This is a genomic window from uncultured Sphingomonas sp. (assembly GCF_964244235.1).
Lineage (GTDB): Bacteria > Pseudomonadota > Alphaproteobacteria > Sphingomonadales > Sphingomonadaceae > Sphingomonas.
Genome location: NZ_CAXTII010000073.1, coordinates 1 through 13,401, shown reverse-complemented (window position 1 = coordinate 13,401; position 13,401 = coordinate 1). Strand labels below are relative to the sequence as shown.

12 protein-coding genes and 1 tRNA gene are annotated in these 13,401 nt (G+C 66.2%); 7 read left to right on the top strand and 6 right to left on the bottom strand.

The features are described 5' to 3' along the window. Window positions 1-177: 177 nt before the first annotated feature. Together ACFE7D_RS11600 and ACFE7D_RS11595 are read right to left on the bottom strand one after the other, a co-directional pair. A complete protein-coding gene (locus tag ACFE7D_RS11600) occupies window positions 178-1,116 on the bottom strand; it encodes an MFS transporter (RefSeq protein WP_375395575.1) in 939 nt (312 codons plus the stop codon). After that, window positions 1,113-1,436 (bottom strand): antibiotic biosynthesis monooxygenase family protein, encoded by a 324-nt coding sequence (locus ACFE7D_RS11595; protein ID WP_375395574.1) that lies wholly within the window; start codon window positions 1,434-1,436, stop codon window positions 1,113-1,115. Before ACFE7D_RS11595 ends, ACFE7D_RS11600 begins: the two co-directional genes overlap by 4 nt. Before the next feature lie 153 nt (window positions 1,437-1,589). Here ACFE7D_RS11595 and ACFE7D_RS11590 point away from each other — a divergent pair, with 153 nt between their 5' ends. Both ACFE7D_RS11590 and rpoZ read left to right on the top strand, forming a co-directional pair. Then, on the top strand, window positions 1,590-2,204 hold the full coding sequence (locus tag ACFE7D_RS11590) for a class I SAM-dependent methyltransferase (protein ID WP_375395573.1): 615 nt from the start codon (window positions 1,590-1,592) through the stop codon (window positions 2,202-2,204). A 142-nt stretch (window positions 2,205-2,346) separates the two neighbouring features. Then, window positions 2,347-2,691, top strand: a complete 345-nt coding sequence (gene rpoZ / locus ACFE7D_RS11585) for a DNA-directed RNA polymerase subunit omega (RefSeq protein WP_375395572.1) — start codon at window positions 2,347-2,349, stop codon at window positions 2,689-2,691. A 28-nt stretch (window positions 2,692-2,719) separates the two neighbouring features. Here the strand turns inward: rpoZ and ACFE7D_RS11580 are convergent, their stop codons facing one another. From ACFE7D_RS11580 to ACFE7D_RS11570, 3 genes are read right to left on the bottom strand one after another with little or no spacing between them, the layout of a single operon-like run. Beyond that, complete coding sequence (locus ACFE7D_RS11580) at window positions 2,720-6,151, bottom strand: error-prone DNA polymerase (protein ID WP_375395571.1); 3,432 nt, start codon at window positions 6,149-6,151, stop codon at window positions 2,720-2,722. Window positions 6,152-6,200: 49 nt separating this feature from the next. Further along, the gene (locus ACFE7D_RS11575) at window positions 6,201-7,766 is read right to left on the bottom strand and encodes a DNA polymerase Y family protein (RefSeq protein WP_375395570.1); all 1,566 of its coding nucleotides are present in this window, start codon (window positions 7,764-7,766) and stop codon (window positions 6,201-6,203) included. Further along, window positions 7,660-8,436 carry a hypothetical protein gene (locus ACFE7D_RS11570; RefSeq protein WP_375395569.1) on the bottom strand — a complete coding sequence of 259 codons (777 nt, stop codon included), beginning with the start codon at window positions 8,434-8,436 and terminating at the stop codon, window positions 7,660-7,662. The genes ACFE7D_RS11575 and ACFE7D_RS11570 overlap by 107 nt, the downstream gene beginning before the upstream one ends. Window positions 8,437-8,584: 148 nt before the next feature. Here ACFE7D_RS11570 and ACFE7D_RS11565 point away from each other — a divergent pair. Further along, window positions 8,585-8,659 (top strand) — tRNA-Gly (locus ACFE7D_RS11565). Between the two features lie 58 nt (window positions 8,660-8,717). Here the strand turns inward: ACFE7D_RS11565 and ACFE7D_RS11560 are convergent. Continuing rightward, complete coding sequence (locus tag ACFE7D_RS11560; protein ID WP_375395568.1) at window positions 8,718-9,161, bottom strand: hypothetical protein; 444 nt, start codon at window positions 9,159-9,161, stop codon at window positions 8,718-8,720. 113 nt (window positions 9,162-9,274) lie between these two features. Between ACFE7D_RS11560 and ACFE7D_RS11555 the strand changes: the two genes are divergently transcribed. The 4 genes from ACFE7D_RS11555 to ACFE7D_RS11540 all read left to right on the top strand — a co-directional run bounded on the left by ACFE7D_RS11555 (window position 9,275) and on the right by ACFE7D_RS11540 (window position 13,323). Continuing rightward, on the top strand, window positions 9,275-10,690 hold the full coding sequence (locus tag ACFE7D_RS11555) for a hypothetical protein (protein WP_375395567.1): 1,416 nt from the start codon (window positions 9,275-9,277) through the stop codon (window positions 10,688-10,690). Beyond that, window positions 10,626-11,477, top strand: coding sequence for a hypothetical protein (locus tag ACFE7D_RS11550; RefSeq protein WP_375395566.1), 852 nt, complete (start codon window positions 10,626-10,628; stop codon window positions 11,475-11,477). The genes ACFE7D_RS11555 and ACFE7D_RS11550 overlap by 65 nt, the downstream gene beginning before the upstream one ends. Before the next feature lie 209 nt (window positions 11,478-11,686). Continuing rightward, entirely contained in the window at window positions 11,687-12,349 is a 663-nt protein-coding gene (locus ACFE7D_RS11545; protein WP_375395565.1) for a MobA/MobL family protein, read from the top strand. 110 nt (window positions 12,350-12,459) lie between these two features. Then, complete coding sequence (locus ACFE7D_RS11540) at window positions 12,460-13,323, top strand: 3'-5' exonuclease (RefSeq protein WP_375395564.1); 864 nt, start codon at window positions 12,460-12,462, stop codon at window positions 13,321-13,323. Window positions 13,324-13,401 lie beyond the last annotated feature (78 nt).

The window sequence follows — 13,401 nt, the reverse complement described above, 5'->3', positions numbered from 1 at the left end:
AGAGGCACCCTTCCGAATCCCTTTTCGATCAAATTTCCATATGCGATTCCCCTGCCGTTTACGGGGAGGGGGACCGCGCCCGCAGGGCGTGGTGGAGGGGGCTATCCGCGAGCAGTCGCTTGCCGATAGCCCCCTCCAACAGCTTCGCTGGTCCCCCTCCCCGCGAGCGGGGAGGATTTAGTCACGCAACGCCGCCCAGGCATAGACGATCATGACCGCGCACGCCGCGCCAGCGGCCAGGTACGGCAGCGAATGCCGGAGTTCGTACAGGCCCACGCCGATCGACGGGCCGAGCACGAAGCTCGCGCCGTTGACGCTCGTCACCTTGCCCGCGACCGAGCCCTGCGCCTCCGCCCCGACCGCGAGCGAAGCCCCCGCGGTGAAGCCCGGCCGGGTAAAGCCGAAGCCAAGGCTCGCCAACGCATAGGCGGTCGCGATGGTGTAGAGCGAAGTGCCGAGCCCGGTCAGCGCAGTACCAGCCGCCGCCAGCATCAGCCCGACCAGCACCAGCGCCCGCGGCGCGAGGTTCAGCCGGGGAATCACCCCCCATTGCGCCAACAGCGCCGCACCCGCGCCCATCATCAGCACGATCCCGGTCGGCTCCAGCGCCTTGTCGGGGGCGACATGGAGCCGGTCGATGACCAGGAAGCCGATCGCCTGGCTCGTCATCGCCTGCGCGTGCCCCATCACGAGGCCGCGCGTCGTCTCTCCGGCGATGATCGCCTGCACTGCGGGCGGCGCTGCCGAGCCGAAAGTACCATAGATCAGCCGTCCGCCGATGAAGAGGACGAACGCCAGCGTTCCGCCGATCCAGTGATTGATCCCTGCTGCAAGGAACAGGCCGCACAAGGTCAGCGACACGGAAAAACCGCCGACCCCGAGCAGGATCATCGCCCGCTTGCCGTGACGGTCCGATCGATCCGCCCAGAACGGTGCGGCGACGACCCATAACAGCGCCGATACCGAAAACGCGGCCGCGACCGCGCTGTCCTTCACGCCAAGCGACCGACCGAGCGCAGGCAGCACCGATTGCAGCGCGGTATTCCCCGCCGCGATCGTCAGCATCACCAGGAACATCAGCGTGAAGCGGCGATCGACCGAAGAAGACGCCGTCATTCGCCGGACCAGCCATAATCGCGTTCGACCCGCGCGACGCTAACCGAATAATCCGAATACCAGCGCGCACGACCTTCTTCGCGCGTCGCCCGGTGATCGGGGTGATCGCGCCACGCGATCGCGGCGGCATCGTCGATCCAATAGCTGACGGTGATCCCGCGTCCGTCCGCGTCGCGAACACTGTCAATGCCGCGGTAGCCGGGTTGCCGGGCGGCCAGCACATCCATCGCTTCGGCTGCCGCGGCATAGCCGGGGTCGTCGGTCAGGTTGCGGGTCGAGGCGAAGATGACGGCGATCTGGCCGGTGCGATGGTCGCGCATCGGCAACCGGTTAGGCGCTTGCGCGCGACACGCCAAGTCGCACGAAAACCACGGCGAGCGACCCGAACCCTTGAACATCGTTCTGGAAACGTGCGACGGAACGAGACTATCGTTTCGGCCACCTTATTCTCGGTCATGATCGTCAGGAATTCGATGCCAAGCTCGACTACCGCCGCCAGGCGATCGCGTTCACGCCCGGCGGGGGTGTCGTCCCCCTGGCAAATGTTCCTGAAGGGGTTCGTCAAGCATCCGGTGATGGTGGGATCGATCGTTCCGTCGTCGGATCGGCTGATCCGCAAGATGCTGGCGCCGGTCGACTGGGAAAAATGCAAGCTGTTTGTCGAATATGGCCCTGGTGTCGGTACCTTCTGCCGCCCGATCCTGGAGCGGATGGCCCCCGACGCGATGCTGGTCGCGATCGACACCAATCCCGATTTCATCCGCTATCTGCGCCACACCATCACCGATCCACGCTTTGCCGCGGTGTCCGGATCGGCGGCGGACGTGTCCGCGATCGTCGCGGATCACGGGTTCGCGGCGGCGGACTATGTGCTCTCGGGCCTGCCTTTCTCGACGCTGCCCCCCGGCGTCGGCCCAGCGATCGCCGCGGCGACGCACGAAGTGCTGCGGCCCGGTGGCGCGTTCCTGGTCTATCAATTCTCGCCCAGGGTGAAGGATTTCCTGACCCCGCATTTCACGTCGATCGATCATGGCATGGAATGGTGGAACGTACCCCCGGCACAGCTTTACTGGGGGTGGAGGGACTAGCAGAGCCACGGTGGCGTCGGCTAAACGGCGCGCCGACACTCTTGAAGCGGCGGGCGCGGCCTGCATTTCTTGACTCGTGCGACCCATTCGCATAGGGAAGATCGCTTATCCGCATAAAACTGATCCCTGAGGAAGCGTACATATGGCACGCGTGACCGTCGAAGATTGCGTCGACAAGATCCCCAACCGTTTCGACCTGGTCTTGCTGGCCGCGCAGCGTGCGCGCCAGATTTCGGGTGGTGCCGATCTGACGATCGACCGTGATCGCGACAAGAACCCCGTCGTCGCGCTGCGCGAGATCGCCGAGCAGACGGTGCGGCCCGATCATCTCGAGGAATCGGTCGTGTCCGGCCTGCAGCGCGTGCAGATCGAGGACGAGGACGAGGCCGATGCGATCGGCAGCCTGGCCGCCTCCGCCGAGGCGCTCCGTCTCACCGCCGCCGCGCCGCCGCGCAACCAGAATCTGGGCGGCGATTACGACGGCTGATCGGTTGGCTTCGAGCGGAGTACGACGTTCAGTGAAAATCGCGCGATTTCGGTAATAGCCGTACGTCGCGCGGGTGGTGCGACCGCGGATCGCGACTGTGCGTATGGACCGGCCGCACCACCTCGTCGGGCGGCATGGGCGCGGGGTCGATCCTGTGGTCGCTCGACAACCGCGCCAGATCGGCGGTGCGGTCCTGGACGCGCACGGTCATCAGATGCGTCACCCCTTCCTCGCTGCGCTGGATCGTGCCTTCCAGGACCATCAGCCGGGACGCCATCACCGCGCGGCGGTTCGCCTCGAAATCGCGTGCCCATAACAGACCATTGGTGATCCCGGTCTCGTCCTCGATCGTCACGAAGATCGCATTGCCCTTGCCCGGGCGCTGGCGGACCAGGACGATGCCCGCAACCTTCGCGCGGCGACCGTCCTTCGCCTCCGCCGCCTGTACCGAGGTCAGCACGCCTTCGGCAACAAACATCGGCCGAAGGAAGGTCATCGGATGCTCCTTCAGCGACAGCCGCGTCACCTGGTAATCCGCCGCGACCTGTTCGCTCAGCGGCATGGCGGGCAGGCGAGCATCGGGTTCGACGCCGAGTTCGGGTGCAGCGGCGGCGGCAAACAGCGGTAGCTGGACAGGCGGGGTCCGGCGCACGTCCCATGCCGCGGCGCGGCGGTCCTGCCCGATCGATCCGAACGCGTCAGCATCCGCGAGCAAGGTCAGCGCACGCTGGGGGAGGCCGGCACGGCGAGCGAGATCTTCGATCGAGACGAAGCGGCCAACCGCCCGGGCAATCGCGAGAGTATCGGCCCAGTCCTCTCGGAACCCGTCGATCTGGCGAAAGCCCAGGCGCATCATGAGCCCGTCGCCCTCACCCTCCGCCTTCGCCGTCCTTTCCATCTGTCCCCGGAAGGGTAAGAGCGATGACGGTTCCAGCCCATTGTCCCAGCCGCTCGCATTTACATCGATCGGCAGCACCACGACATCATGTTCGACCGCATCACGCATGATCTGCGCAGGTGCATAGAACCCCATCGGCTGCGAATTGAGCAATGCGCATGCGAATACCGCGGGATGGAACCATTTGATCCAGGATGAGACATACACCAGCCTCGCGAAAGACAGCGCATGGCTTTCGGGAAAACCGTAGCTGCCGAATCCCTCGATCTGCTTGAAACAGCGTTCGGCGAATTCCGCGGTATACCCGCGCCGGACCATGCCCCCCACCAGCTTGGTCTGGAAATTCTCCATTCCGCCGACATGGCGGAACGTCGCCATCGCCTTTCGGAGAAGATTGGCTTCGCCAGGCGTAAACCCCGCCGCCACGATCGCCAGTTTCATCGCCTGTTCTTGGAATAACGGTACCCCGTAAGTGAAGCGCAGCAGTTGCTGCAGTTCGTCCGGGGGGCCGAACCGCGGATCGGGCGATGGAAAGTCCACCGCCTCCTTACCCGATCTGCGGCGCAGATACGGATGGACCATATCGCCCTCGATGGGTCCCGGTCGGACGATCGCCACCTGCACCACCAGATCATAGAGCTTGCGGGGCCTGAGGCGTGGCAGCATGTTGATCTGCGCGCGGCTTTCCACCTGGAATACGCCGATACTGTCCCCCTCGCACAGCATGTCGTAAACCGCCGGATGTTCGGCCACTGCAATGGTGTCGAGCGCGTGATCGCCTAGCCCATGCTCGCGCATTAGGTCGAAGCTCTTGCGAATGCAGGTCAACATGCCGAGCGCGAGGATATCGACCTTCATCAGCCCAAGCGCGTCGATGTCGTCCTTGTCCCATTCGATGAAGGTGCGGCCCTTCATCGCGCCGTTGTGAATCGGCACCGTCTCGTCGAGCCGGTTCTGCGTCAGCACGAACCCGCCGACATGTTGCGACAGGTGGCGCGGGAATTCGAGCAACCGGTCGACCATGTCGCGCAACCGCGCGATATCGGGATTGTCGGGATCGAACCCGGTCTCGCGGAATCGTTTTTCCTCGAACCGGTTGGCAAAGCTGCCCCAGACGGTGCTGGTCAGCCGCTGAGTGATGTCTTCGGTTAGTCCAAGCGCCTTGCCGACCTCGCGAACCGTGCTGCGTGGTCGGTAATGGATGACGGTCGCCGCAATCGCCGCTCGGTCGCGGCCATAGCGCGCATAGATATACTGCATCACCTCCTCACGCCGTTCATGCTCAAAATCGACGTCGATGTCGGGCGGTTCGTCGCGTTCCGCGGACACGAAGCGTGAAAACAGCAAATCATATTTCATCGGATCGACCGACGTGACCCCGAGCAAGAAGCACACCACCGAATTGGCGGCGGAACCACGCCCCTGGCACAGGATCGGCGGGTCGCACTTGCGGGCGAACCGCACGATGTCGTGGACGGTCAGAAAATAATATGCATATTCGCGGTCCCGAATGAGGTGGAATTCCTCGTTCAGGAGCAGGCGCATCTTTTCGGGTACCGCATCGTCGAAGCGATCGAGCGCGGCCTGCCAGACGATATGCTCCAGCCAATCCTGGGGGTTCCATCCTTCGGGAACCGGCTCATGAGGATATTCATAGCGTAGCTGATCAAGATCGAATGCTATGCAGTCGAGCAATTGCAGGCTCTGTGCGATCGCATCGGGCCTATCGCGAAACAGCCGCGCTACCTCGCGCGCATCCTTCAAGTGGCGTTCGCCGTTCGCGGCCAGCCGCCGGCCCGCGGATTGGATCGTCATGCCTTCGCGGATACATGTCACGACATCGTGCAGCGGACGATCGTCGACATGAGCGTACAATACATCGCCTGTCGCGATCAGCGGAACGCCGGCCGCATCGGCGACCGCCCCCAACCGCGCGAGCCTGCGACGGTCGGGCCCGGCATAGGACATCGTCACCCCCAGCCACACCCGTCCCGGCGCGATGCAAGCGACGCGGTCCAACGTCTCCGCCAAGAGCGTGGCCATATCCCTCCCCTCGCGTGGCGAGAGCGTGAAGGGCGGCTCCGCACTCGACCCGTCCGCCGGTATCGGTACTTTCACATCCGCGCCGCGATCGGTGCTTTGCGGCATCACGATCAGCAACATGTCGTCGGCATGACGCAACAAATCCCCGAGCTCGAGGATGCACCCACCCTTGTCCGCGCGCCGATTGCCGACCGTCAGCAGCCGGGTGAGACGACCCCACCCAATCCGGGTCGCGGGATAGGCAACGATGTCGGACGTATTATCCGAGAACACCAGCCGCGCACCCGTCGCCAATTTGAAATCGATCGGCGGCAGTCCCGCTCCAAACAGGCCGGCGCGCGCTTTTTTGAGCGCCTGATGCGCCCGCACGACACCTGCAACCGTGTTGCGGTCCGCGATACCGATTCCCGACAGCCCCAATTGTACCGCGCGGGCGACGATTTCACTGGCATGGCTGGCACCGTCGAGGAACGAAAAGTTCGTCGACGCGACCAGTTCGGCGAAAGCCGGATCGGTCATTCGACCACCGGGCGAAAGCGCGTCGATGCCTTTGGCGAGCGAAAGCGCGTCATGCAAACAGCCCGTGCACATACCAGCGCGGCGTCTCCGTCTCGCTGTACAGGCCATGGCGGAAGATCCAGAAGCGCCGCCCGCGCCGGTCTTCGACTCGGTAGTAATCGCGCGTCGGCACCGCCTTATCGTGCCGTCGCCACCATTCGCCCGCGATCCGTTCGGGACCTTCGGCGCGTGACACTTCGTGCAAGTTGCGTCGCCATCGGAATCGCTTTGGCGGGCCGTCGGGCACTTCGCCCATCAGCAGGTCGATCGGCTGTGGCGGGTCGAACAGGTAGATCGGGCGAAGCGGCGGTTCGCCCGGCTCGATTGCCGGCCAGTCGGTGGCGGCGGTCGATGCTTGCGTGGCGGGCAGAAGCAGTTCGGCCTGTTCGGGGATATGGCTCTCGCGCGGCGCGAAGCGCCGGATCGCGCCGCGGCCCAGCCGCGTGGACAAGCGGTCGATCAACGCCGCTACCGCATCCTCGCCGGTCGCCTGATGATGGCCGCCCTCCAGCTTCAACTGGCTGGCAGCCAGCCCCTCCGCCAGCGCGACGTCGAGCCGGATCAGGTCGTAACCGAAACCGGGATCGAGCGGATCCGCCAGCCCGTCGATCCGTTCGCGGAACAACCGCATCAGCAGCGCCACGTCGCGCGTCGGTCGCCCCGTCTCGATCCGCAGCCGTCGCACCTGCCCGTCGGCGCGGAACAGCCGCGCCTCCCACCGGCGACCGCCCTGGTGCCGCTGCTCCAGCGCTTCCCCGGCCTCCGCGATCAGCGCAGCGATCGTCGCCAGCACCATATCGGTCCGCGCGATCGGTTCGGCGAAGCGACGTTCCGCGGCGATCGGTATAATGGTTTGCCTGGCCATGACGGGCGCGCGCGCCTCGCCCGACAGCCGCCGGATCGCGGTCGCCGCCTCTTCGCCGAACCGTGCGGCGATGGTCGCGATCGGCCGGGTCATCACGTCGCCCACCGTCTTCAGCCCGGCCCGCGACAGCGCGGTCGTCGAATCCTCGTCGAGCCCGAGCGCCGCCACGGGCAGGCGGCGCACCGCGCGCCTCTCGTCGGGGGCGGGGGCACCGGCGAAGCGCGCGAGCGCCTGCGCCGCCTCGGGCGTATCGCCGAACGCATGCCGGACCAAGACCCCGCGCCTTGCCAGCCGCGTCTCGACATCCGCCGCCAGCCAGCGTTCGTTGCCGTCGAACGCGTGCACGCACCCGGCGATGTCGAGCAGCAGCGCATCGGGCGGCACCACCGCGACGATCGGCGTGTAACGCTGGCACCCGTCGGCCAGCCGTTCGATCCAGTCGAGATCGGCATGCGCGTCATGTTCGAACACTTCCAGCGTCGGCACGCGGGCGCGCGCATCCGCCAGCGTCAGCCCGGGGCCAAGCCCCGCCTGCGTCGCCACCCGATCGACCGCGACCAGCCGCACCGCATTGCCGCGCGTTTCGACGAACGCGACCGGCACTTCATCCCGTCCGGCGAACAAATGCGGGCGAGTCGAGCGCAGGCGTTCGATCGGCAACCAGGGGAAGATCAGCGCCAGGTAACGGCGCGTTTCGGAAACATGTCGCATCTCGGTCCCATTCCACACGCCATTGTCGCCCCGCCGGTCCCCCGCGACGGCGCAGGCATTCGACCGCAAAGGCGGGGACGCCGGGTGCATTGGCATCAAGCGCGGTCGACGGTGCCGCCGCCACCGACCAGCGCGTTGCCGCCGCGCTCGGTCGCGGTTCGGCACCGATACGGACCATCAGCACGGTTGCGCCCGACGCCTCCGCCGCCAGCATCAGACGCCTGGTTGCGGTAAGATCGATACCGGGCGCGGGGCCCCAGGCCTCGACGATCAGCGTGCCCAGCCCCGGACAGCGCGCCGCATCCGCCGCCGCACGGAGCAGCGCCGCCTCGTCCGCGACGATGCCCAGCACCACCGCACGCGCCTCCAGTCCAAGCTCACCAAGTCCCCCCGCCCGCAACCGGCCACCGCGGCGTTCGGCGGCCATCGTACGCAACCACAGCACCGGCAGCGCCTTGCCAGCGATCGTCACCGCGACCGCTAATCCCGCGGCCGCTGCAGCTTCTTCGGCATCGATCGCGAACAGTTCGTGCAATTGTGCGCGGCCTAACCCGTCAGTCAGCCATGCGGTCTCGCCGACGATCGTCGCCGTCGAAAGCCTGGCTGTCGAAAGCCTGGCCGTGGCAGCTAGGCTCCGCAATCGGGCGATCTGGGTTGGCGACTCGGACATTCATGTTCTTGTAATGTTCTAAATCCGAGCCCGCTACCATGAATCGTTCGTGTCGATCGGTCGATCTCGACGGGGCTTGCGAACCCCCCGAGCCGCTGCTAGTGGCCGCCCCTCACCCGCCCGGACCCATCCGGGCCATGGCGCCAGAGCGGGCGTAGCTCAGGGGTAGAGCACAACCTTGCCAAGGTTGGGGTCGAGGGTTCGAATCCCTTCGCCCGCTCCAACGTTAAAGTACTGTTTGCTGGAAATCTGCTCGCCGGTAGCGAGAGCCATGATTGAAGTCAGGCGGCGATCACTTCGATGATGACGCCCTTTTCCTGCTCGGACGGCAATACTTTTACTTGATCGATCAACGCCCTAAGCTGGGGGATGGCTTCGAGCCGTGCGTCGGGGTTCTCGCCTAATGCGGCGTTCAGCTTGGCGACCTGGCGGCGGTAGTCGCCTACGATTGCGGGATGCAGCGCGACGGCCGGCAGCTGCTGCAACTGAGAGATTTGTTCGGCAACCTGATCGCGATCGGTTCGGGCCTTGGCCAGGACATCGCGGATTTCGATGAAGTCCTCGGCACCGTTGGCAACGGCCTCCACCAGACGTTCGATTTTGGCGACCGCATCGCCGTGCCGCTTCTTCAGGCGGTCTTCCTCACGGCTGAGCTCCTTGTTCCGTTTGGCGAACTCGGCGCGATATTCCACGATATAGATTTCGATAAGTTCCTCGTTAAGCATGTAGTGCTGTAAGCCGTGCAGGACGCGCGTCTCAAGGCGGTCGGTCGTGATGATGCGATTGTTTGGGCAGGCGTGCTTGCCGCCCTCTCTGTAACGCGAACATCATCAGCAACATGGGCGACGACTGGATCGAGATCGGCGCGGCCTGGCAGGCGATGGAGGACGCCAGCACGCGCGCCAACGCCAAGATCCAGCTGCTCGCCATCGCGCCGTTTGACAGTGACATGAGCGAGGGCGAGATGATCGCGGCGCTTGCCCACTTCTGTCGGACCACGCTCGATCCGCTCGGCCTGCCGTATTCCTCTGCAATCCATTCGCCGCCAGCTGAAGGCGACCAGCGCAACTTCCATCCGCATATCGCCTTCTCGCTGCGGCCGATGCGCCGGGTGGAGCCCTATGCCTGGGAAGTCGCCGACGAGGTGTGCGGCGAACTCGACGGACGTGACGGCGTCCAGATGCTTCGTCACCTGTGGGCGCATTCGATGTCGGCTGCGGCCGAAGAGGCGCGGAGCAACCGGCGCTATACCGGTCTCGGCTATGGCGCGCGTCGGCTCGATCTGGAAGCAGGCGGACATCTCGGCGAGCCGCGCGCCGCCATCGTCGCGCGTGGCGGCCATGTCTGGGCGCACGAGCGCAACCGGATCAAGGCTGCGCGCAATGCCGCCCGCCGGGTGATCCGCGACGCCGACCATAAGATCGCGGCGCTGACCAGGATGCGCGATGCCGCGGTGAAGCGGATCGAGCAGCATGTGGATGCGGTTATCCCGGCGAAGATCATCCGTGCCGCACCGCCGGTAGACGTGGCCACTCTCTTGACGCGCGCCAGAGCCCCAGCATCGGCCACCGTGCTGACGGCATCGGCACCAACCATGCCCACCAAGGCGATCGTCCGGGCTCGGGCCTATGTACCCTCACGGCCGGCCATCGCGGCCGCCGTTGCGCCGATCGAGGCGACCGTGATTACCACGTCGCCAGCGGCAACGCCGGCCACGAACCGCACTCCGGCCGTCATACCGTTGCGACCGGACGCGCGGTGGTCGGCGACGCGACGCGTTGTCGCAGGCGACCGGCTCCAGACAAGCTTTGTGGCGAAGCCTGCCGTCACATACGAGCCTGCCGGTCGCGCCCAGCCGGCCGCGCTGCCGTTCGTGCCCGCCGTCGCCCCGACCGGCGGGCGCACGTTGTCCAGCGCGCGGTCAGTGCGCCCGCGCGTGAATCTCGCACCCGTCGTGTTGACCACCACGCTGCAACGCGACGACCCGGTGCCATCGCTGTTCGATGCGCTGGCGATCGCCCGGTCGGCCCGCATCCGCAAGCGGCGCAAGGGCATGGGGGCCGACGGTCTTCGGCTCGACACCCTCCCGACGCTGGGCGCGGTGGACATGCTTGATGCGGTGCCCAGCCTCGACCAGCTTGCCGCCGCGGCGACCTCGCGCTTGCGCGTGGAGGCCGAGCGGCTCGGCGATGACGATCTCGCGGGTCGCACGGCTCAGGGCGCTCGATCCCTATATCGCCGATTATGGCGGTGACGACGGGCAGGTCGAGACCGACTATCCGGCATTGAAGGCGATCGGGGTCGGATGGGACTGGCTGCAGGCGCGAGGCGTGCAGCAGGCGCTGCGTGCCATGCGCGACGAGCAGACGGTTGTCGCCGATCTGGCACGCGAGGCAACGGGGCGGCCGCTCGCGTTTGCAAAGACCGGCTCGCGGTTCTGGCCACGTGACCTCCCGGCGGACCACCTCCGCCGGATCGATCGCTGGGCGAACGATCCGGGGTTCGAGCGTGATGCGTTCGAGATGCAGCGGACGATCGACCGCGCGCATGCCGTGCGTGACGCGGAGCATCGCAGGGCCCGCGTCGGCGACGAGCAGGTCGCGGCTAAAGCCTTGCCCCGCATAGCCGACGGGTTTGGCGGATGGCGGCAGGGCCTGGCACCCGCGTTCCACGACGACGGCATCCGCGCCCGCATCGCCGCATTCGACACGGCGACCGGCAAGCCGACCGAGCAACTGCTCATGCTGCTGATGCTGGCGGGGCAGCATCCCCGCCGGATCGACATTGCTGCCGATGGCAGGCTGATGGCGCTGCCCGGCAAGCCGGCCATGCTCGCGGCCTTGCTCCATCCGTGGCGGCATGAAGACCGCGTCGCCGTGCTCGTGACCGAGACGGTGCGCGCCAGCCGCGAAGCCGGAGGTCCGGTCTGGCCGCAGCCGATCGCCGGCGCGGTGCAGGCCTATGCCGCCCGCACCGCCGGTCCGTCTGACTTTGCGACCGGCCGACCGGCACCGGACCTCGATCGCAGTCCGGGAAGGTGATCCGGCGGCGGCAAGGCCTTTGCCGGATCGTCTCTTTTTTGCTTGATCGATGGAAAAGCGCGGCTCGCGCCGTCCATGCCTTGGACCACGGAAAGGGAGCGGCTGAAGTGAGCCGGAAGGTGATGGGAAAATGCAGAAAGCATTGATCCGTCGCTGACGGCTCCGTGCATCGCAGCAGCGATGCGCGACCATAGCCTAAAGGAACGATTATGTCCGACCCCATTAACCTGCCTCGTGCCCGCGAGGCGGGACTCCCCGTCCTGCGCCCGCGACCGCCGTTCAACGCCCGTCCGGTCTGCGCGGCGGGGCGCGAGAGCAGGTCCACCGAGGGGCCGTATGCCACGCACTATACCTCCACCGCCTCCTGGCTCTACATCAACCGACTCGGCGGCAGCGATCGGTTCGGGAAGGTGCCGGACACCTATACCCAACGCGGCGATCTGGTTGCCGCCGGGCGCTGCCATCCGCAGAAGCTGCCGCCTCGGCTGCGGTCCGGCGACACGCTGTGGCGCGATGCCGACGACGCGGCGGCGCTCGAGGGACCGCGCGCGATCACGGCCACACACATCGTTGCCGACCTGCCGCAAGAGGCCGATCCGGCGCGCTGGACCTGGCTGGTCGAGAATTACGCGTACCGCCATCTGGTCGACAAAGGCATGATCGTCGACTGGGCGATCCACGCGCCCAAGGGGGCGAACGGCATTCCGCCCGGGCCGCCTCACGTCCACCTGCTCGCCACGGCGCGATTCTGGCGTCCCACCGGCCGGTGCGGGTCGCGCCAGTGGCAATGGCTCGCCAATACCGACCAGATCCGCACCGCCGAGGATGACTGGTTTCGGGCCATCGGGACAAGGCCCGCGCTCGCCGCCTGATCCTCTCCGCCAACTCACGTCTCCGACGCCCGTCGCTCCCCGGAGCGGCGGGCGTTCGTCATTCAGGGAACAAGACATGTCCTTCTACCACCTCAATCCCAATCGCCGCGGTGAGCGGCTCGCCCGCTCGGCTCGAACAGCTCGGCGACTACCGCGTACTGCGTCGTCTGCCGCGACCCGAGGAACTGTGGTGCCGGTCGATGCCCGTGTCGGACAACGTCATTCGCCTTGCGATCGTAGATTGCGAAACTACCGGCCTCGATCCCGAACGCCACAAGATGATCGAGTTTGCGGTCGGCACGCTGTCGATCGATGCCGAAGCCGGCGACATCGTCGACGTGACCCCGCCGAAATCTTGGCTGGAGGATCCGGCCGAGGATCTGTCGATCGAGATCGAGCTGCTGACGCACATCACGTCGGACATGCTGATCGGCAAGTGGATCCCCGAGGCGGAGGTCATGGGAGCGCTCCGTGGGGTCGATGCTATCGTGGCGCACAATGCAAAATTCGACCGCGGCTTCGTCACTCGGCGCTTTCCTCAGGTGGCGAACCTGCCCTGGGCTTGTTCGATGGCAGAGATCGACTGGTCCAGTCTGGGCTGGAGTGGCGGCCGCAGCATTGCTGGTCTGTTGACGCAGGCGGGGTTCTTCCTGCCCGATGCCCACCGCGCCGCTGCCGACGTGTGGGCGACTACGTGCCTGCTTGCCTCGAATGCCGGAGAAGGTCGGTCGGTCGCGGCCCACCTCGTCGACACCGCTTGCCGCGTCACACACCGGCTCTACGCGAACCGGGCACCATTCGAGCACAAGGACGTGCTGAAGGAGGCGGGCTATCGGTGGTCGCCCGAGCGCCGCGCCTGGCGGATCGAGGGCGACTCCGAACGGATCTCCAATGAAGCTGCCTGGCTGGCGCAGCTATCCGCACATATTCAGCCACAAACCGAGGAAGTAACCTGGATCAACAGGCATCGGTGAGCCCGATCGATTTATCTGAAGTGCCGATCGTGCCCCACGGCGTGGTGTAGCTTCGCCGGTGTGATCACGGCGATCTCC